17 protein-coding genes and 1 pseudogene are annotated in these 16,993 nt (G+C 64.8%); 9 read left to right on the top strand and 9 right to left on the bottom strand.

Translation table 11 applies throughout. The features are described from left to right. The first annotated feature begins 114 nt into the window (after positions 1–114). Entirely contained in the window at positions 115–1,254 is a 1,140-nt protein-coding gene (locus tag QA645_RS41520; protein ID WP_254135198.1) for an amidohydrolase/deacetylase family metallohydrolase, read from the top strand. Positions 1,255–1,290: 36 nt separating this feature from the next. Here QA645_RS41520 and QA645_RS41515 read toward each other — a convergent pair whose 3' ends face one another. The 4 genes from QA645_RS41515 to QA645_RS41500 all read right to left on the bottom strand — a co-directional run bounded on the left by QA645_RS41515 (position 1,291) and on the right by QA645_RS41500 (position 4,553). Beyond that, entirely contained in the window at positions 1,291–2,901 is a 1,611-nt protein-coding gene (locus QA645_RS41515) for an ABC transporter substrate-binding protein (RefSeq protein ID WP_283046838.1), read from the bottom strand. Between the two features lie 164 nt (positions 2,902–3,065). Then, complete coding sequence (locus tag QA645_RS41510; protein WP_283046836.1) at positions 3,066–3,650, bottom strand: TlpA disulfide reductase family protein; 585 nt, start codon at positions 3,648–3,650, stop codon at positions 3,066–3,068. Then, positions 3,643–4,104 (bottom strand): DsrE family protein, encoded by a 462-nt coding sequence (locus QA645_RS41505; RefSeq protein WP_283046834.1) that lies wholly within the window; start codon positions 4,102–4,104, stop codon positions 3,643–3,645. The genes QA645_RS41510 and QA645_RS41505 overlap by 8 nt, the downstream gene beginning before the upstream one ends. A 20-nt stretch (positions 4,105–4,124) precedes the next feature. Continuing rightward, entirely contained in the window at positions 4,125–4,553 is a 429-nt protein-coding gene (locus tag QA645_RS41500) for a DoxX family protein (protein ID WP_283046832.1), read from the bottom strand. Positions 4,554–4,656: 103 nt separating this feature from the next. Here QA645_RS41500 and QA645_RS41495 point away from each other — a divergent pair, with 103 nt between their 5' ends. Next, positions 4,657–5,541, top strand: coding sequence for a LysR family transcriptional regulator (locus QA645_RS41495; RefSeq protein WP_283046830.1), 885 nt, complete (start codon positions 4,657–4,659; stop codon positions 5,539–5,541). An 8-nt stretch (positions 5,542–5,549) separates the two neighbouring features. On the opposite strand, the gene QA645_RS41490 is transcribed toward QA645_RS41495, so the two are convergent. Beyond that, a complete protein-coding gene (locus QA645_RS41490) occupies positions 5,550–6,275 on the bottom strand; it encodes an alpha/beta hydrolase (RefSeq protein WP_283046828.1) in 726 nt (241 codons plus the stop codon). Positions 6,276–6,433: 158 nt separating this feature from the next. Here QA645_RS41490 and QA645_RS41485 point away from each other — a divergent pair. Beyond that, positions 6,434–7,305, top strand: a pseudogene (locus QA645_RS41485) (helix-turn-helix domain-containing protein). Between the two features lie 33 nt (positions 7,306–7,338). Here the strand turns inward: QA645_RS41485 and QA645_RS41480 are convergent. Next, complete coding sequence (locus QA645_RS41480; protein WP_283046827.1) at positions 7,339–8,484, bottom strand: acyl-CoA dehydrogenase family protein; 1,146 nt, start codon at positions 8,482–8,484, stop codon at positions 7,339–7,341. Positions 8,485–8,607: 123 nt separating this feature from the next. On the opposite strand from QA645_RS41480, the gene QA645_RS41475 reads away from it, so the two are divergent. Then, the gene (locus tag QA645_RS41475; protein WP_283046826.1) at positions 8,608–9,285 is read left to right on the top strand and encodes an alpha/beta family hydrolase; all 678 of its coding nucleotides are present in this window, start codon (positions 8,608–8,610) and stop codon (positions 9,283–9,285) included. A 3-nt stretch (positions 9,286–9,288) separates the two neighbouring features. Here the strand turns inward: QA645_RS41475 and QA645_RS41470 are convergent, their stop codons facing one another. After that, positions 9,289–10,263, bottom strand: coding sequence for a ketopantoate reductase family protein (locus QA645_RS41470; protein WP_254127916.1), 975 nt, complete (start codon positions 10,261–10,263; stop codon positions 9,289–9,291). A 157-nt stretch (positions 10,264–10,420) separates the two neighbouring features. Here QA645_RS41470 and QA645_RS41465 point away from each other — a divergent pair, with 157 nt between their 5' ends. Beyond that, positions 10,421–11,221, top strand: coding sequence for an enoyl-CoA hydratase-related protein (locus QA645_RS41465; RefSeq protein ID WP_283046823.1), 801 nt, complete (start codon positions 10,421–10,423; stop codon positions 11,219–11,221). Between the two features lie 3 nt (positions 11,222–11,224). Here the strand turns inward: QA645_RS41465 and QA645_RS41460 are convergent, their stop codons facing one another. Further along, positions 11,225–11,503, bottom strand: a complete 279-nt coding sequence (locus tag QA645_RS41460; RefSeq protein WP_283046821.1) for a hypothetical protein — start codon at positions 11,501–11,503, stop codon at positions 11,225–11,227. 67 nt (positions 11,504–11,570) lie between these two features. Beyond that, complete coding sequence (locus QA645_RS41455; RefSeq protein WP_283046819.1) at positions 11,571–12,455, bottom strand: LysR family transcriptional regulator; 885 nt, start codon at positions 12,453–12,455, stop codon at positions 11,571–11,573. A 111-nt stretch (positions 12,456–12,566) separates the two neighbouring features. Between QA645_RS41455 and QA645_RS41450 the strand changes: the two genes are divergently transcribed. The 4 genes from QA645_RS41450 to QA645_RS41435 all read left to right on the top strand — a co-directional run bounded on the left by QA645_RS41450 (position 12,567) and on the right by QA645_RS41435 (position 16,836). Next, complete coding sequence (locus tag QA645_RS41450) at positions 12,567–13,931, top strand: FAD-dependent oxidoreductase (protein WP_254191470.1); 1,365 nt, start codon at positions 12,567–12,569, stop codon at positions 13,929–13,931. A 35-nt stretch (positions 13,932–13,966) separates the two neighbouring features. Further along, a complete protein-coding gene (locus tag QA645_RS41445) occupies positions 13,967–14,971 on the top strand; it encodes an ABC transporter substrate-binding protein (RefSeq protein WP_283046816.1) in 1,005 nt (334 codons plus the stop codon). A 277-nt stretch (positions 14,972–15,248) separates the two neighbouring features. Continuing rightward, positions 15,249–16,022, top strand: a complete 774-nt coding sequence (locus QA645_RS41440) for an ABC transporter ATP-binding protein (RefSeq protein WP_283046814.1) — start codon at positions 15,249–15,251, stop codon at positions 16,020–16,022. Then, a complete protein-coding gene (locus QA645_RS41435) occupies positions 16,015–16,836 on the top strand; it encodes an ABC transporter permease (protein WP_283046813.1) in 822 nt (273 codons plus the stop codon). The genes QA645_RS41440 and QA645_RS41435 overlap by 8 nt, the downstream gene beginning before the upstream one ends. The last annotated feature ends 157 nt before the right edge of the window (positions 16,837–16,993 follow it).

Below are 16,993 nucleotides of genomic sequence, written 5' to 3'. Positions count from 1 at the left end.
GAACGGCGTGAAAATTGCTAACAGAAGCGACCGGGCTGGAAGCGCGCCTTCCAGCCCGGTCCATGCTTACCCAAGTTGCTTGCCCAAGTTGCTTGCCCACATTCGGAGACAATGATGCCTTTCGATTTGATCCTGCGCGGCGGACGGGTCGTTGACCCCTCGCAGAAGCTCGATGCGGTGACCGATGTCGCCTTTTCCGGTGGCAAGGTCGCTGCCGTCGGCAGCGGGCTCAAGGCGGATCCGGGCACAGACGTGCGCGACGTCTCGCAGTTCATCGTGACGCCGGGCCTGATCGATCTCCACACCCACGTCTATTGGGGCGGCACCTCGCTCGGCATCGATGCCGAGGAATTCTGCCGCGCTTCCGGCGTGACCACCTCGGTCGACACCGGCAGCGCCGGCCCCGGCAATTTCGCCGGCTTCCGCAAGCATGTGATCGAGCCGAGCCAGGTCCGCATCCTCGCTTATCTCCACGTCTCCCATGCCGGCATTTTCGGCTTCTCGCACCGGATCATGGTCGGCGAGAGCGAGGAATTGCGGCTGATGAATCCGATCGAGGCGGCGAAGGTGGCGGACGCCAACCGCGATGTCATCGTCGGCATCAAGGTGCGCGTCGGGCTGCACTCCTCGGGCACCTCGGGCGCCGTGCCGCTCGATATCGCGCTCCAGGTCGCCGACGAGGTCGGCATGCCCTTGATGGCGCATATCGACCATCCGCCGCCGACCTATGAAGAGGTGCTGGCGCGCCTGCGTCCCGGCGATGTGCTGACCCATGCGTTCCGTCCGTTCCCGAATTCGCCGGCGACCGCGCAGGGCACCGTGAAGAAGGCGGTGCTGGATGCGCGCGAGCGCGGCGTGCTGTTCGATATCGGCCACGGCAAGGGCTCGTTCGCGTTCAAGACCGCGCGCGCCATGCTCGCCAACGGCTTCTACCCGGACACGATCTCCTCCGACATCCATCAGCTCTGCATCGACGGCCCGGCCTTCGACCAGGTGACGACCATGTCGAAATTCCTCTGCATGGGCATGTCGCTGTCGGACGTGATTGCGGCCTCGACCGAGAATGCCGCAATGGCGTTGCGGCGGCCAGAGCTCGGCAGCCTCAAGCCGGGCAGCGTCGGCGACGCCACGCTGATCTCGGTGAAGCAAGGCCAGTTCGACTATGAGGACGTCGTCGGCGAGCACCTCATCGGCGACAAGAAGATCGTCTCCGAAGGCGTCGTTATCGGCGGCCGCTGGTGGCATCCGAATTAGGGCTTCGCCCCTTCCCGTAAGAACGGGGAGAGGAAGCTACTCGTTCTTGTCCACATTCCAGAACATCGGCGTCGCCGGGCCGTCGATGACGCCGGTGAGCGATTTGCGCCATGCGCTCGGCGCCTGGAATTGGCCGAGCGGGACGTAGATCACCTGATCGTAGGCCTCCTTCTGGACGTCGAAAGCGATCTTCTTCCGCTCTTCCGGTGAGGCGGCGCGGGCAAAGGCGTCGCGCAGCTCTTCGAGCTTGGGGTCCTCGGACCAGCCGAACCAGCCACCCTCCTTGCCCTTGCCGACCATCGCGCCATTGACGAGCGGGTTCATCGAATCGGCGGCGCCCTGGTATGTGAAGAACATGTTCCAGCCACCTTCCTTCGGTGACTTCTGGTTGGCGCGGCGGGTCACCACGGTCTGCCAGTCCATCGCCTGAAGGTCGACCTTGAAGCCGGCCTCGCGCAGGAGCTGCGCAACCACGATCGGCTGCGCTTTCAGCAGGATCTGGTCGCCTGGCGCCAGGATCACCACGGGCGTGCCGTCATAGCCGGATTCGGCCAGGGCCTTCTTGGCGTCCGCCATGCCGTTGCCCTTGATCAGGGTCTCGCCGCCGGCGTCGCTGGCCAGCGGCGTATCGCAGATGAAGAATGCGCCGCAGAGCTTGTAGTATTTGGGATTGCCGATCTGGGCGTCGAGCACGTCCTTCTGGTTGATCGCGAGCAGCGCGGCGCGGCGAATCTTCACATTATCGAACGGCGGATGCAGGAAGTTCATCCGGCCGAACGATTGGAAGCCGAACTTGTTCAGGATGGTCACGTTGACATCCGGATTGGATTCGAGCGCGGGCAGCATGTCGAAGGGCGGCGTTTCGACGAAATCGACATCACCCGATTGCAGCGCGTTGAGCGCGGTCTGCGCGTCCGGCATCGTGATCCATTCGACCCGGTCGACTTTCACCACCTTGCCGCCCGATGTCCATTCGGCCGGCTCCTTGCGCGGCACATAGTCGGTGTTCTTCTCGTAGACGGCTTTCACGCCGGGTTGGAATTCGCCCGCGACGAATTTGAACGGGCCGGAGCCGATCTGCTCGGGAATCTGCTTGGTGATCGGGGTCTCCGCAAGCCGCTTGGGCATCATGAAGGCGCAGATCGACGATGGCTTGGCGATCGTCTCCAGCACCAGGCCGTAAGGCTCTTTCAGCTTGAGGACGATCGTCCTGGCGTCCGCGGCCTCGATGCCGGCCGTGAAGTCCATCAGCTTGCGCGCCATGCCGTCGACGCTCGTGCCCCAGCGCTTCAGCGAGGCGACGCAATCCTCCGCCGTCACCGGCGCGCCGTCATGCCATTTCAGGCCGTCGCGCAGGGTGAAGGTGTAGGTCAGCCCGTCCGTGGACACCGTCCAGTCGGCCATCTGCGGCCGCACCTTGAAGGTGGAATCGATGCCGAGCAGCGTATCGTAGACCATGTAGCCATGGTCGCGGGTGATGATGGCCGTCGTGAAGCCGGGGTCGGTGACGCGAAGGTCCGATTGCATCACTGCAGTCAGGATCTTCTTTCCGGTCGCAGCCGATGCAGCCGACGTCCAGGCAGCGGTAAGTGCCGATGGTGTAACAGCCGCAAGCTGAAGCAGTTTCCGTCGCGAGACGTGAACCATTCGCAATTCTCCCGATGCAAGCAGACCAGACGGCGGCTGCCGATGGCGGGCAGCGTATGGTTTGCTGCCCTGCCTTGCAATGACGGTTGTCTCGCAAATCCGACTTCGTTTGCGGTCGGGCAGGGGCCATCGGAACCGGTGGCGCGACGGCAGGCTGGCTCGGTCTAGGCTTGCTCGCGATAGAATTGCAGCAGGCGCGCGCCCGCGGGCGAGAGCCACTCGGGCGCGCCTGCGATGTATCCCTCGACGCGGCTGCTCGTCCCGACCAGATAGGTGATGGGCATGCCGACGATCGAGAACATCTCGGTCGATGCTTGCGCCGCTGCGCCGTAGGCATCGACATAGCAGGCGAGGTTTTGCACGGCGAGGCTGCCGAGAAAGGCGCGGATCTTGCGCAGATCCCTGGTGTCGGTGCAGATCGCGACGATGTCGAGCCGATCGGGCCGCGATCCCGCAAGGCGCGCCAGCGTCGGCAGATCGAGCCGGCAGGCTGCGCACCAGGTCGCCCAGAAGTTGATCAGGGTGATGCGGCCCGGCTTCGCAGTCACCACGGCATCCCGGCCGTTCGGATCCTGAAGCCTGAGTTGCGGCATCGCCGCGCGCGGCCGCACGACTGTGAACTGGCTGCGTCCGGCCTCGAACACCGGTGGCCAGCTGTCCTGCGCACGGATCGCGGGCGCGGAAGCGAAAAGCGCCGGCCCGGCGATCAGGAGCGATCGCCGGGATAACGCACGAGGTCTTTCACGCATGGATATAGGCAAAACCCTTGAGTTGCAGATCGACGACGCGTCCGATGCCGAAGGGGACGAGGCTCGCGCCCGGTATCAGCGGAATCGAGACCTGCTCCTTGGCTTCCGCGATCGCCTTTGACGATGCGCACATGCTGTAGGTGAGGTTGGGCAGCGACTGCCGCAGCATCGCCAGCGGCTCGACCAGCGGCGTCTTGTCGGCCCTGAAGACGTCGATACCCTTGCCGTTGGCGACGACCTCGATCAGCAACCGCGCGCCCTTGTCGGCAAAGTGCTTTGCGAGATTGGCCGAGTAGCTGATCGCGTGTCCCATCACGTAAGGTTCGTTGCTGTCGATCAGGATCACGACGCCGTCCGCGAGGCGATCCTCCCTGGCCGCGGCGGCGCCGCCGGCCGTGAGGATCGCGCTGCCGGCGAGCAGGCCCCTGCGGGACCATCCATTGCCAGAGATCATGACCGCGGTATTTCCGCGGGTCAGAACTGGCGCGGCGCGATCGGCGCCTTGCTGTTGCGTCCCCACAGCACGAACAGGCTGAGCGCCAGGAGGACCACGTTCAAAGGCGTGACCTCGGCCTCGCCGCGCGAGATGTGGAAGATCAGAGCAAACACCTGCAACACGGAGCAGCCGAGCGCCGCGAGCACCGTCAGTCGCGGCAGGATCCGCGTCAGGGCGGGCAGGATGATGCCGATCCCGCCGGCGAGATCGATCAGCGCGATGGAGCGAACGAAGGTTTCGGAATACTGGCCGGCCCAGGGCATCATCGCGGCCAACTGCGGAATGGGCGTGGTCAGCTTGACCAGCCCCGCCCCGATGAAGGCGAAGGCGATGAGGATCTGCGCGGCCCAGAGGCCGATGCGAAGGGCGCGGCCGGAGGTGGGGGTTTCAAGAGCGGTGATGGACATGGTGGTTCTCCAAAATGAGCGGGTTGCCACCATTTGATGGTTTCCATTCATTTGATCATTATATGTTCCGGCAGTGGTTCATTTCCTGAATGTTGATGATCTGATGGATTCCCTGGTCAGCATGAGGGTGTTTTGCCTGGTTGCGGAGCTGAAGAGCTTTGCGGCCGCCGCCGAACGCCTGCGCATATCGCCCGCCATGGCGAGCAAGCACGTGATGCAGCTCGAGAAGCGGCTGGGCACGCGGCTGCTCAACCGGACCAGCCGGCGCGTCAGCCTGAGCGAGAGCGGCACACTCTATTTCGAGCAGGCCCGGCAGATGCTGGACTCGCTCGACGAGGTCGAAGCCGCCGTCAGCAAGGCGACCGTCGTTCCCCGCGGCACGCTGCGGCTGACCGCGCCGGTGTGGATGGCAAACACGATGTTCACGCGCATCCTCGCCGACTATCAGGCGCGCTACCCGGAAGTGTGCCTGGACGTCGATCTCAGTGGGCGTCTGGTCAATCTGGTCGAGGAGGGATTCGATCTCGCGCTGCGCGCGACCGGTGCGCCGGACGAGTCGCTGATCGCGCGTCCGATCACCAACGTGCCATTCTACATGGTTGCAGCGCCCGCCTACCTCAAACGCGCCGGGCGCCCAACCAAGCCGGCCGACATCGCCGGCCAGGCGCTGTTGCATTACGCACTTTATCCCGGCGAGAGCTTCTCTTTCGCCGGCGAGCACGGCACGGAGACCATCAAGCTCAATCCGGTGCTGCGCAGCGGCAATGAAACGCTGCTGCACATGGCCGCGCTGGAAGGAATGGGTCTCGCGTTCCTGCCGAAATGGCTGGTCACCGACGACATCGCCACCGGGCGTCTCGAACACGTCATGCCCGAGCACATCATCTTCGTCGGAAAGCTGTTCGCGGTCTATCCGAGCCGCAAATACCTCTCCGCGAAGGTGAGAACCTTCATCGACTTCGTCGCCGCCGACAAGCGGATGAGATAGCGTGCGCGCTAGTCGCGCCCCGCTTCCATGATCGCCCTGGCAAGGCGTGCCGGATCGGAGAAGCACAGCTCGTGGCTTCCCGGCACCTGCACCAGGCGGAACAGGCCGAGCTTCTCCGACAGCCGCGGATGCCAGCCATAGCTGTGCGGCAACGCGGTGTCCTCTGTGCAGTTGATGTAGGACTTTGCCAGTTGCATCTCGGCCGGATTGGCCTTGAGCACGATCTTGTCGGTGAAGGTCGCCAGCGGATGCGGATTGAGCACGTCATAGGCGCGCTGCGCCGTCTCGGCGTCCGCATCGTTGATGAAGGCCTCGCGCCAGATCGGGAAAGGCAGCACCACCGAGCCATCGCCGCGTTCGGCCGCGATCGCATCGAACAGCCCGATATAGTGCGGCGGCACCATGTCGTTGAGGCATTCGCCGTTGTTGGGCACGAAGGCGTTCCAATAGACCAACCGGCGAATCCGCTCGGGTGCGAGGTCGGCGACGCCGGTGATGATCATGCCGCCATAGGAATGGCCGAGCAGAATGACGTCTTTCAGATTGTTCTCGGCAAGATAGTCGGCGATCGACTGGATCGCCTCCTTTAACCCCGTCGTCTTGGCGTCGCCCGGGCGGTTGCCCTTGATCGTCGGGAGGTAGACCTGATGGCCGGCGGCGCGGATCGGGGCCGCGACGGGCTCGAACTCGGCACCGGTGTGCCAGGCGCCGTGGACGAGAACGTAGGTCGACATGTTGTGGCTTCTCCGCAGGATGTGGTTAGATCGGCATGGATGGGGTCTTTTGCGGCGCTCGCGAGGCGCGGCGGACAATTCTTGTTGTGCGAAGTGTGAACCGGCTGGCCGTTTTCCGCTTGGCTGGAAGTGAACCGGATTGGTCTCGGAGTGAACCGATGCAGCAGGTCAATTCCACGAGCCGGCCGCGATACGTCGTCTGGAACACCGCGGAGACCCGGCCGGACGAGCAGTTTTCCTATTACCGCGAGGCGATCTGCCAGGCCTTCATGAACCTGACGCCGGAATCGGCGACGACATCACGCTTCCCGGCCAAGGTGGAGACGATCGCCCTGGGTGCCGGAGCGATCAACCGGGTGGTGTTTCCCGAGCACACCGTGAATCGTTCACGTGCCGACATCGCGGCGTCGCGCGAGAGCTGCTTCTATCTCAACTTCAAGCTCGCCGGGCGCTGCCGCATGCTTCAGGATGGCCGCGAGGTCAGCCTGTCGCGGGGCCAGGTCGGCATCGTCGACAGCGATCGCGAGGTGACGTTGTTGCACGATCGCGGTCCGACGCTGGAGGTCGCTTCGTTCTGGGTGCCGTCGCGTGCCTTGCGTGACCGGCTGCCGCCCTCGTTCGATTTCAGGGCCGAGCGCGTGTCCGACGATCCGCATGTCGGCCATCTCATCGTCGAGACCGCGCGTTCCCTGAATGCCGGCGCGTTGCGGATGGCGGAGGAGGACAGTGTTCGGCTGTTCGACGTGCTGCTCGATCTCGTTGCGCTCAGCCTGTCGCGCCGCTCGCGGGCGCGGTCGGCATCAGCGAGCGCTATGTCCACAAGCTGTTCGAGCGCTCGGGCACGACGTTTTCGGACTATGTGATGGATCGCCGCCTCGTGGGCGCGGCGGCGGACCTGAAGGATTCGGCGCTGGGCGGCCGCGCGATCGGTGCCATTGCGTTCGACTGGGGCTTTTCGGATCTCTCCCATTTCACGCGGCGCTTCAAGCAGCGTTTTGGTTGCCGCCCGGGTGACTGGCGGGCGCGGTAGCACCGGGGCGAGGTAAGCTCTGAAGCGACCTGACTATAAGGATCTCGCGATCAGCAGCTTCATGATCTCGTTGGTGCCGCCATAGATCTTCTGGATGCGGGAATCGATGAAGATGCGCGAGATCGGATATTCCTGCATGTAGCCGTAGCCGCCGAACAGCTGGAGGCATTCATCGGCGGTCTGGACCTGCTTGTCCGAGCACCAGTATTTCGCCATCGACGCGGTGACGGTGTCGAGGTCGCCTGCGACCAATTGCTCGATGCACCAGTCGACGAAGACGCGCGCGATCATCGCCTCCGTCTTGCGCTCGGCGAGCGTGAAGGCGGTGTTCTGGAAATCCATCAGCGGCTTGCCGAATGCTTTCCGTTCCTTGGTGTAGTCGACGGTGAGCTTGACGGCGCGCTCCATCGCGGCGACGGCGCCGACCGCGAGCGCGAGGCGCTCCTGCGGCAATTGCTGCATCAGCTGGACAAAGCCCTGGCCCTCCTCTTTGCCGAGCAGGTTTTCCGGCGGCACCGTGACGTTGTCGAAGAACAGCTCCGACGTGTCGGAGGCGTGCAGGCCGATCTTGTCGAGGTTGCGCCCGCGCTTGTAGCCGTCGGCGCCTGCGGTCTCGACCACGAGCAGCGAGATGCCCTTGGCGCCGGCCTCGCCGGTGCGCGCGACCACGATGACGAGGTCGGCGGCCTGGCCGTTGGTAATGAAAGTCTTCTGGCCGTTGATGACGTAGGAATTGCCCTGCTTCTTCGCCGTTGTCTTGACGGCTTGAAGGTCCGAACCGGTGCCGGGCTCGGTCATGGCGACGGCGCCGACCATTTCGCCCGAGGCCATTTTCGGCAGCCAGCGCTTCTTCTGCTCCTCCGAGCCGTAGTTGAGAATGTAATGCGCGACGATGGCGCTGTGCACGGAGACGCCGGTCGTCAGTTCCGGCACCGTGCTTTCGAGGTCGTCCAGCACCGCGGCGTCATAGGCGAAGGTCGCGCCCAGGCCGCCATATTCCTCCGGGACGCTCGCCAGCAATGCGCCCATCTCGCCGAGCCCGCGCCAGGCGAAGCGGTCGACCATCTTCTGCTCGCGCCATTTCTCGGCATGCGGTGCCAGATCCTTGGCGAGATATTTCCGGAACTGGTCGCGGAAGACGTCGAGCTCTTCGGTCATCCAGGAGGAGCGGTAGGACATGATTACCTCGGTTGATGCGGCTTGCCGGCTTGGTAGGCCAGTCCGATGCGGTAATTATTGTGTTTTCAGGCTGCGCCGGTGACGCTACCAAGGCGGCCGTAACGTCTGTCGGGATGGTTGATTGTGGCTGTCAAAACGCAAGAGCTCAAGCTCGACATCGAGCGCATCGGCAAGGTCTCCGCGATCCTGATGCGGCCGGACAATGCGCGCGCGTGCTACGTGCTAGCGCACGGCGCCGGTACCGACATGCGGCATGCGTCGATGGACAAGATTGCGGTTGGCCTCGCAGACAGAGGCATTGCGACGTTCCGCTTCAATTTTCCTTACATGGAAAACAAGCAGGGCCGTCCCGATCAGCCGGCGGTCGCGCATGCCACGATCCGCGCGGCTGTCGCGGAGGCGGCGCGGCTGTGCGGCGGCGTGACGCTCGTCGCCGGCGGAAAATCGTTCGGCGGGCGCATGACCTCGCAGGCGCAGGCCAAGGCGCCGCTGCAGGGTGTGAAGGGGCTCGCCTTCCTCGGCTTTCCCCTGCATGCCGACAAGAAGCCGTCGACGGAGCGTGCCGAGCATCTCGCCCATGTCGGGATTCCCATGCTGTTCCTGCAGGGCACGCGCGATGGGCTCGCCGATCTCGGCCTTCTCAGGCCCGTCATCGCGGCGCTCGGCGCGAAGGCGAAATTGCATGAGGTCGAAGGCGGCGATCACTCCTTCGCCGTGCTGAAGAGGTCCGGCCGCACCAACGACGAGGCGCTCGCAGAGGTGCTCGATACGCTTGCGGCCTGGATCGACAAGCTTGGCTGAGGCTCAGGCGGAATAGAGGCCCTTGTCGCGCGCCTTCTGGATCGCGAGCGCGGCGATGAGATCGAGCGTCGGCGTCGACAGGCCGGCGGTGCGCGCGAATGCAGCGGGGGCCTTCACCAGCACGTCGATCTCCATGGCGCGGCCGAGCTCGTAATCCTGCAGCAGGGACGGCTTGTGGTTCGGGGCGGGGCCGCTGCGCGTCACGCGCTTGACCTCGGGGATGAAGTGCTGGGCGATGTCATTCGCCTCGGTCAGCATGCGCGGGATGACCTCGGCGAAGGCAGGATCGTCGCGCACGCCGCGCGCGGTCTGGCCGGTCAGCAGGCACAGCACCGACAGTGACATGTTGGTCAGCAGCTTTGACCAGATCGCTTCGCGGATATCGGCCACCGGCGGCGATTCCAGCCGTGCATCGTTGAAGACGCCGCGCAGCTTTGTGATGCGCTCGCAATTGCGGTCGTCGCATTCGCCGATCAGGAGGCGATTGCGGTCGGGCGTCAGGTTCTGCACCACGCCGGGCGCGGTCACCTCGTTGGAGGAGAAGATGACGCCGCCGATGATCCGCTCCTTCGGGATGCAGGCGCGCAGGCGGCCGCCCGGATCGAGGAAGGAAATGTCCGGCGGCGTCGGATGCCGCGGCGGCAGGCCGATGCCGTACCACCAGGGAATGCCGTTCTGGGCGAACACGATGGCAGTGTCGTCCTGGAGCAGCGGCTTGAGGCTGGAGACCAGCCCGGTCAGCGCCGTGGCCTTCAGTGTCGAGATCACCACATCCTGCGGGCCGAGCTGGGCCGGATCGCCGGAGGCGTTCACCTTGGCCGAGACCTCGGAATCGCCGACCCGCAGCTTCAGGCCGTTGGCGCGCACCGCCTCGAGATGCGCGCCGCGCATCACGCATGAGACCTCGTGGCCGGCGCGTGCGAGCCTGACCGCAAGATGGCTTCCGACGGCGCCCGAGCCGAAAATGCAGATGCGCATAAATGATGTTCCGTCCCTGATCCCAAGTCGCCGCCCGGCGGCAGCATGACACAAGCCGCCATGCGATGGACGCGGCCGCCCCACGCTGGAAAGATATGGATCGGGACGCGGTGCCTCGGCCATAGTGCGCGCCAAACGAACGACCGGAGGATCGCCGATGACTGCCAGCCCCGTCCTGTGGACCCTCGATGAGCGTGGGGTTGCGACCGTCACGTTGAACCGGCCCGAGGTCAACAACGCCTATGACGGCGCCCTGATCGCCGGCGTGCTCGCGGCCATGGACGAGCTCGGCAAGAAGCCAAACCTGCGCGTCGTCGTGCTCAAGGGCAACGGCAAGCACTTTCAAGCGGGCGCGGACCTCAAATGGATCAACGGCGTCCGCCCGCAATCGGCGGAGGCCAACGAGGCGGCGTCGCGGGCGACGTTCGAGGCCGTGCAGCGGCTCAACACGTTGCCGATTCCCACCGTGGCACTGGTGCAGGGCGGCTGCTTTGGTGGCGGTACCGGCGTGATCGCGGCCTGCGACGTCGTGGTCGCCGCCGACAACGCCCTGTTCTCGATCACCGAGGTGCGCTGGGGCCTGACCGCCGCGATCATCATCCCGCAGCTCTGCGACGCCATTAGTGTACGGCAAGTCCGCCGTTACGCGCTGACCGGCGAACGCTTTGGCGCCGAAGACGCCCGCCGCATCGGCCTCGTCCATGAGGTGGTGCCGCTCGCCGATCTCGATGCCGCAGGCGGCAAGGTGGTGGAGCAGCTGCTCGCCAACGGTCCGGAGGCGATGGCCGAGACCAAGCGGCTCGCGCTGGAGAGCTCGTTCGGCGGAATGGCCGTGGACGATGCGGCCTACACGCGGCTCGTCCAACTGCATTCGCTCAAGCGCCAGAGCGCGGAGGCAGCGGAGGGACTGGCGTCGTTCGCCGAGAAGCGGGCGGCGAAGTGGGGCGGGAAGGGCTGAGCGTCAGCAGCCGCGGCAGATGTTGTTGATGCTGCGATAGACGGCGTCGTCGTCCTGCCGCATCTGCCGCAGCGATTCCATCGTCTTGCTCTCGTCAGTTGCCGCTGGCGCAGGCTTGTTGCGCTTTGCCGCGAGCTCTTCTTCCTGCCGCTTGTAGCAGGTCTCACGATCAGGCTTGGCCTGGATGAAGCGGCAGTTCTGCTCGAGAGCTGCGGCGGGCGCGGCTGAGATCGCGAGGATGGTAAGGGCTGCGAGAGCAAATTTCAAAGGCATCGAATCCATAGCGGCTCTTCTCTCAGGTCAGCCCGGCGAGAGCAACCGCGATGTTGTGACGGCGGCGCGATGCGGCTTACAGCGACGGCGCGAGTGACGTTTTCAGCAAAGTCAGCAGCGCTTGCACCGCGGCGGCGTTGCGCCGGCGTTCGGGGATTGCGGCTTTCACCCACAATTCCGGAATCGGAAACTCGCGCAGCACCGGTTTTAGCGTGCCGTCGCGTAACGCATCCGCGACGAGATAATGCGACATCAGCGCGATGCCGTTGCCGGCGATCGCGCTGCGCGCCAGCACATGGCCCTCGTTGGAGGAGAGCAGCGGGCTGACCTGGATGGTGATGCGGCCGCGTGGACCATCGAAGATCCATTCGGGCCCGGTCGGCATGAAGCTGAGGCAGCGATGCTCGACGAGGTCGCGCGGATGCTTTGGCGTGCCGTGCGTCTTCAAATAGGCCGGCGAGGCGCACAGCAACCGTTTCAACGGGACCAGCGGCTCGTCGACCACGCCGCCGAAGGAATGTGGGAAGGCGCCGATGGCGATGTCAAAACCTTCGCTGACGGGATCGACCGGGCGGTCGATCAGCACGATCTCCAGCTTCAGCCTCGGGTTCTGCGTCTGGAACGCGCTGAAGGCGTCCGCAAGCCGCGCCACCGTCATCGAGGTCGGCGCCTTAATGCGGAGGTGATCGACCAGATCGTGGCCCTTCTCGCCCATGCGCGAGAGCAGATCTGTCGCGTCGGTGACGACGCCGCGGGCGCGGTGGACGTAACGCTGTCCGGCCTCGGTCAGCCGCAATTGCCGGGTCGAGCGGTGAAACAGCGGCGTGCCGATCCGCGCCTCCAACTGCGTGACGCGTTTTGCCACCACCGAGGTCGACACGTTGAGTTTTCGCGCGGCGGCGGAGAAGCCGGCCGCGTCCGCGGTGGCAAGGAAGGCCTGGAGGTTCACGAGGATGTCCATGTCGACCTTTCTCGATTTGCGAAAGCTGATCATGTATTTTGGTGGATTGTAGCTCGCCTCGCGCTAATTCATAGTCCAGTCCAAGCAAGAGATTTGGGAGAAGGACGCGCCATGCGGGCCACGACGATCGAAGAACCAGCGCGCCAGGTGCCGCTTTACGGCGAGTATGAAGTCGTCGTGCTCGGCGGCGGCCCGGCCGGCATCGTCGCTGCGGCGTCGGCAGCACGTGCCGGGCGCAAAACGCTGCTGATCGAGCGCTACGGTTTCCTCGGCGGCATGGGCACCGCGGCCGGCGTCACCAATTTCTGCGGCCTGCACGGCAACGTCTACGGCGAGGCTGTCAGGCTGGTGCAGGGCATGGCGTCCGACCTGCTGGCGCGGATCGACCATCTGAACGGCCTCAACGCGCCGCATCTGATCCTCGGCAAGGTCTTTGCCCAGGCCTACGACACCGCGGCCTACAAGATCGCAGCCGACGAATTGCTGGCGAGCCACAAGGTCCACATTCTCTTCCATGCGCTCGGTGCCGGTGTCGTGATGGGCGCTGACCGCCGCATCGACGCCCTGATGGTCGAGACCAAGGCCGGCCGGCAGGCGGTACGCTCGGAGATCTTCATCGATTGCTCCGGCGACGGCGATCTTGCGGTCTGGGCCGGCGCGCCATTCGACATTGGCGATGAACACGGTCATCCCATGTATCCGTCGATGATGCTCCGTCTCAACGGCATCGATCCCGCAAAGGCGGGCGATGCCTGGCGGACCATCCCGCAATTGATGGAGGAGGCCACCGCGGCCGGCACGCACAAATTCCCGCGCAAGAGCGCGATCGTGCGGCCGCAGAAATCCGGCATCGAATGGCGGGTGAATTTCACGCAAGTGGCGCGCGAGGATGGCCACGCCATCAATGGCATCGAGCCCGACGATCTGACCCGCGGCGAGATCGAGGGCCGCAAGCAGGCGCTCGCAGCCTTCGAGTTCCTGCGCACCGTGCCCGGCTTTGAAAAGTCCTACATCGTCGATCTGCCGCCGCAACTCGGCATCCGCGAGACCCGCCGCATCAGGGGCGGTTACCAGCTCAGCGGCGAGGATGTGCTCGGATGCGCCTCGTTCGAGGATTCCATCGGCGTCAACGGCTGGCCGATCGAGGCCCATGTTGCCGGCGACGTCATCTTCACCTTCCCGCCGATCCCGGAATCGCGCGGCTACAACGAATTGCCGTATCGCATGCTGGTGCCGGAGGGCGTAGACAATCTGCTAGTCGCCGGCCGCTGCGCCTCGATGACCCATGAGGGCCAGTCGGCGGCGCGGGTTTCCGGGGCCTGTTTCGTGATGGGCGAGGCCGCCGGTTCCGCCGCTGCGCTAGCGCTCTCCGGAAACCGGATCCCCCGTGACATACCGGTTGAAAAATTGCAGGAAACGTTGAAACAACAGGGCGCCTTCATCGGGCGGGATCAGCCCGTGCCAAAGGGCCTGTAACGGACTGCAAAAAGAGAATTATTGGAGGAAGCGGGATGATCGGGATTGCGCGGGTCGCGGCACTTAGCCTTTTGGCTATGATGGCGATGGGCACGGCCAGGGCCGAGGATGCGCTGAAGGCCAAGGTCGGCGTGCTGCGCCTGTCGTCCTCCGCGCCGGTCTTCATCGCGCAGGACAAGGGCTATTTCCGCGAGGCCGGCCTCGACATCGAGCTGAAATTCTTCGACGCGGCGCAGCCGATCGCGGTCGCCACCACCTCAGGCGATGTCGATTTCGGCGTCACGGCTTTCACCGCTGGCCTCTACAATCTCGCCGGCAAGGGCGTGCTGAAGGTCATCGGCGGCATGAGCCGCGAGAAGGCCGGCTATCCCCTGATCGGCTATTTCGCCAGCAACAACGCCTATGCGGCCGGCCTGAAGACGCCGAAGGATCTCGCGGGCAAGCGCATCGCGATGACCCAGGTCGGATCGAGCTTCCATTATTCGCTTGGCCTGCTCGCCGACAAATACGGCTTCAAGCTCGCGGACGTGAAGATCGTGCCGCTGCAATCGCTCTCGAATGCGGCGGCGGCGCTGAAGGGCGAGACGGTTGACGCAGCGCTGCTGCCGATCTCCACCGCACGCAAGCTGATGGACGAGGGTGGCGCAAAATTCCTGGGCTGGGTCGGCGACGAGACGCCCTGGCAATTGGGCGCGGTGTTCGCCTCGCCGAAGACGCTGACCAACAAGGTGCTGGTAACGAAGTTCCTGGGCGTCCTCGCCAAAGCCGATCGCGAATATCACGACGTGATCCTGGCTTCGATGAAGGACGGCGTCGCGCCGATCAACGACAAGACCAAGCCGCTGCTGGAGATCATCGCAAAGTACACCAACCTGCCGGTCGAGCAGGTGGTGGGCAACTGCGCCTACATCGATCCGGACGGCAAGCTCGACGTCAAGAACGTCGACAACCAGATCAAATGGCTCCAGGAGCAGGGCTTTGCCGACAAGGGCTATGATGCGGACACGATCATCGCCAAGGACTATGTGAAGGCGGATTGATGCTGACGTTTGAGACTGCCGCGATGGCCGATCTGCCACCCTCCCCTGGAGGGGGAGGGTCGATCGCGCCGGCGATGCGCAGCATCGTCCGGGGCGAGCGGGGTGGGGTGAGCCACGGCGGTGGTCTGTCCATCATTCGCTCGCGGAAAATTCGAGAGCAGGCTTTGTCAGCATCATCGCGGATAGACCGTCACCCCACCCCGGTTTGCATTTCGCTTCGCTGCATGCAAACCGACCCTCCCCCTCCAGGGGAGGGTGAAGAGAGTGGGCGCATCCAATGGACCTGATCGCCAACCACATCAGCCATCGCTTCGGCGATCTCGCCGTGCTCGATGATATCTCCTTTACGGTGAGCGCGGGCGAGGTGGTGGCGATCGTGGGTCCTTCCGGCTGCGGCAAGAGCACGTTGCTGTCGATCCTGGGCGGCTTGCTGCAGCCGACCTCAGGTGCACCCGAACTCCGTGGTGCACCGCCGGCGGACAGCCTCAATCCGCTGACCTTCGTGTTCCAGGATTTTGCATTGCTGCCCTGGGCCACGGTGGAAGAGAATGTCGAATTTCCGCTGCTGCACACCCAGCTCTCGGCCGTGCAGCGCCGCGCATTGGTCGACGATGCCTTGCGCCGCACTGGCCTGACCGATTTCCGCAAAACCTATCCAAAGCAGCTTTCCGGCGGCATGCGCCAGCGCGTCGGCATTTCGCGCGCGCTCGCAGTGAAGCCTGCGATCCTGCTGATGGACGAGCCGCTGTCGGCGCTGGATTCGCAGACGCGCGAACTGCTGATGGAGGACTTCGTCCGCCTGCTCGCCGATGGCGGCATGGGCGCGGTCTATGTCACGCATAATCTCGAAGAGGCAGCGCGGCTGGCCGACCGCATCGTGGTGCTGTCGCGGCGGCCCGGCCGCATCCGCGAGGTCGTGACGGTGCCGATGACGCGCGCCGAGCGCGGCGAAGCGGCGGCACGCGAAAAGCTGCTCGCACTGCAGAACCAGATCTGGTCGCTGATCCGCAACGAGGCGATCGATGCCGAGCGTGAGGTCCAGCATGCTTGATCGCGCGACCGACACACCGGCCAAGGACGATACGACGCGGCGCGTCCGCTTTCGCGGCGCGGGCTTCGTGCCGGCCTCCAGCCGTTTCGGCGGCTGGATCGCGCTCGCGCTGGTCATCGCCATCTGGCAGGCGGCGGGAAGCACAGGCCTCGTCAATCCGTTGTTCCTGCCGGCCCCCTCGGCGATCGTGCGTGCAATCTACGAGCTCGCACTGTCGGGCGCGCTCTGGCAGCATCTCTCGGCGTCGCTGCTGCGCATCGGTGTCGGCTGGCTGCTGGGCACGGCGGCCGGCGTTGCGGTCGGCTTCGCCATCGGCCTGTCGCGACTGGCGCGCAGCGTCGGCATCACCTTCATCTCGGCGCTGTTCCCGATCCCGAAGATCGCGCTGCTGCCGCTTCTGATCCTCTGGCTCGGCATCGGCGAAGAGCCGAAGATCGCGACCATTGCGCTCGGCGTGTTCTTCTCGACCGCGATCTCGGTCTATAGCGGCGTCGATGCGGTGCCGCGCAACCTCATCCGCATGGCGCAAAGCTTCAACGTTCCCTTCGCCACCATCGTGCGCAAGGTGGTCTGGCCGGGCGCGCTGCCCGCGATCCTCGCCGGTTTCCGCATCACGGCCTCCGTCGCGCTGCTGCTCGTCGTCAGCGCCGAGATGATCGGCGCGCAATACGGCATCGGCGCCTTCGTGCTCCAGGCCGGCAATCTCATGCAGACCGATCAGTTGCTCGCGGGCGTGGTGATCCTGTCGGTGTTCGGGCTGGTGGTGGGAAAGGTGATCGGCTGGCTGGAAATCAAGCTGCTGCACTGGCGGTGATTGACGTCGTCCCGGCGAAAGCCGGGACCCATACCGCGTGATCTATCGAGGAATGACGATCTTCGTACCGCGAAGATAACTACGAGCCTTCGCCAAACTGCGCACTGGGTTATGGGTCCCGGCTTTCGCCGGGACGACACCGAAGATGTGGCGAACA

Source organism: Bradyrhizobium sp. CIAT3101 (assembly GCF_029714945.1).
In the GTDB taxonomy this organism is placed as follows: domain Bacteria; phylum Pseudomonadota; class Alphaproteobacteria; order Rhizobiales; family Xanthobacteraceae; genus Bradyrhizobium.
This window is presented reverse-complemented; position numbering and strand designations above follow the sequence as displayed.

Excerpts from the sequence above, each read along its gene's own strand:
- QA645_RS41520 (WP_254135198.1), top strand. The coding sequence starts at position 115 with ATGCCTTTCGATTTGATCCTGCGCGGCGGACGGGTCGTTGACCCCTCG.
- QA645_RS41515 (WP_283046838.1), bottom strand. The coding sequence starts at position 2,901 with ATGGTTCACGTCTCGCGACGGAAACTGCTTCAGCTTGCGGCTGTTACA.
- QA645_RS41510 (WP_283046836.1), bottom strand. The coding sequence starts at position 3,650 with ATGCGTGAAAGACCTCGTGCGTTATCCCGGCGATCGCTCCTGATCGCC.
- QA645_RS41505 (WP_283046834.1), bottom strand. The coding sequence starts at position 4,104 with ATGATCTCTGGCAATGGATGGTCCCGCAGGGGCCTGCTCGCCGGCAGC.
- QA645_RS41500 (WP_283046832.1), bottom strand. The coding sequence starts at position 4,553 with ATGTCCATCACCGCTCTTGAAACCCCCACCTCCGGCCGCGCCCTTCGC.
- QA645_RS41495 (WP_283046830.1), top strand. The coding sequence starts at position 4,657 with ATGGATTCCCTGGTCAGCATGAGGGTGTTTTGCCTGGTTGCGGAGCTG.
- QA645_RS41490 (WP_283046828.1), bottom strand. The coding sequence starts at position 6,275 with ATGTCGACCTACGTTCTCGTCCACGGCGCCTGGCACACCGGTGCCGAG.
- QA645_RS41480 (WP_283046827.1), bottom strand. The coding sequence starts at position 8,484 with ATGTCCTACCGCTCCTCCTGGATGACCGAAGAGCTCGACGTCTTCCGC.
- QA645_RS41470 (WP_254127916.1), bottom strand. The coding sequence starts at position 10,263 with ATGCGCATCTGCATTTTCGGCTCGGGCGCCGTCGGAAGCCATCTTGCG.
- QA645_RS41465 (WP_283046823.1), top strand. The coding sequence starts at position 10,421 with ATGACTGCCAGCCCCGTCCTGTGGACCCTCGATGAGCGTGGGGTTGCG.
- QA645_RS41460 (WP_283046821.1), bottom strand. The coding sequence starts at position 11,503 with ATGGATTCGATGCCTTTGAAATTTGCTCTCGCAGCCCTTACCATCCTC.
- QA645_RS41455 (WP_283046819.1), bottom strand. The coding sequence starts at position 12,455 with ATGGACATCCTCGTGAACCTCCAGGCCTTCCTTGCCACCGCGGACGCG.
- QA645_RS41450 (WP_254191470.1), top strand. The coding sequence starts at position 12,567 with ATGCGGGCCACGACGATCGAAGAACCAGCGCGCCAGGTGCCGCTTTAC.
- QA645_RS41445 (WP_283046816.1), top strand. The coding sequence starts at position 13,967 with ATGATCGGGATTGCGCGGGTCGCGGCACTTAGCCTTTTGGCTATGATG.
- QA645_RS41440 (WP_283046814.1), top strand. The coding sequence starts at position 15,249 with ATGGACCTGATCGCCAACCACATCAGCCATCGCTTCGGCGATCTCGCC.
- QA645_RS41435 (WP_283046813.1), top strand. The coding sequence starts at position 16,015 with ATGCTTGATCGCGCGACCGACACACCGGCCAAGGACGATACGACGCGG.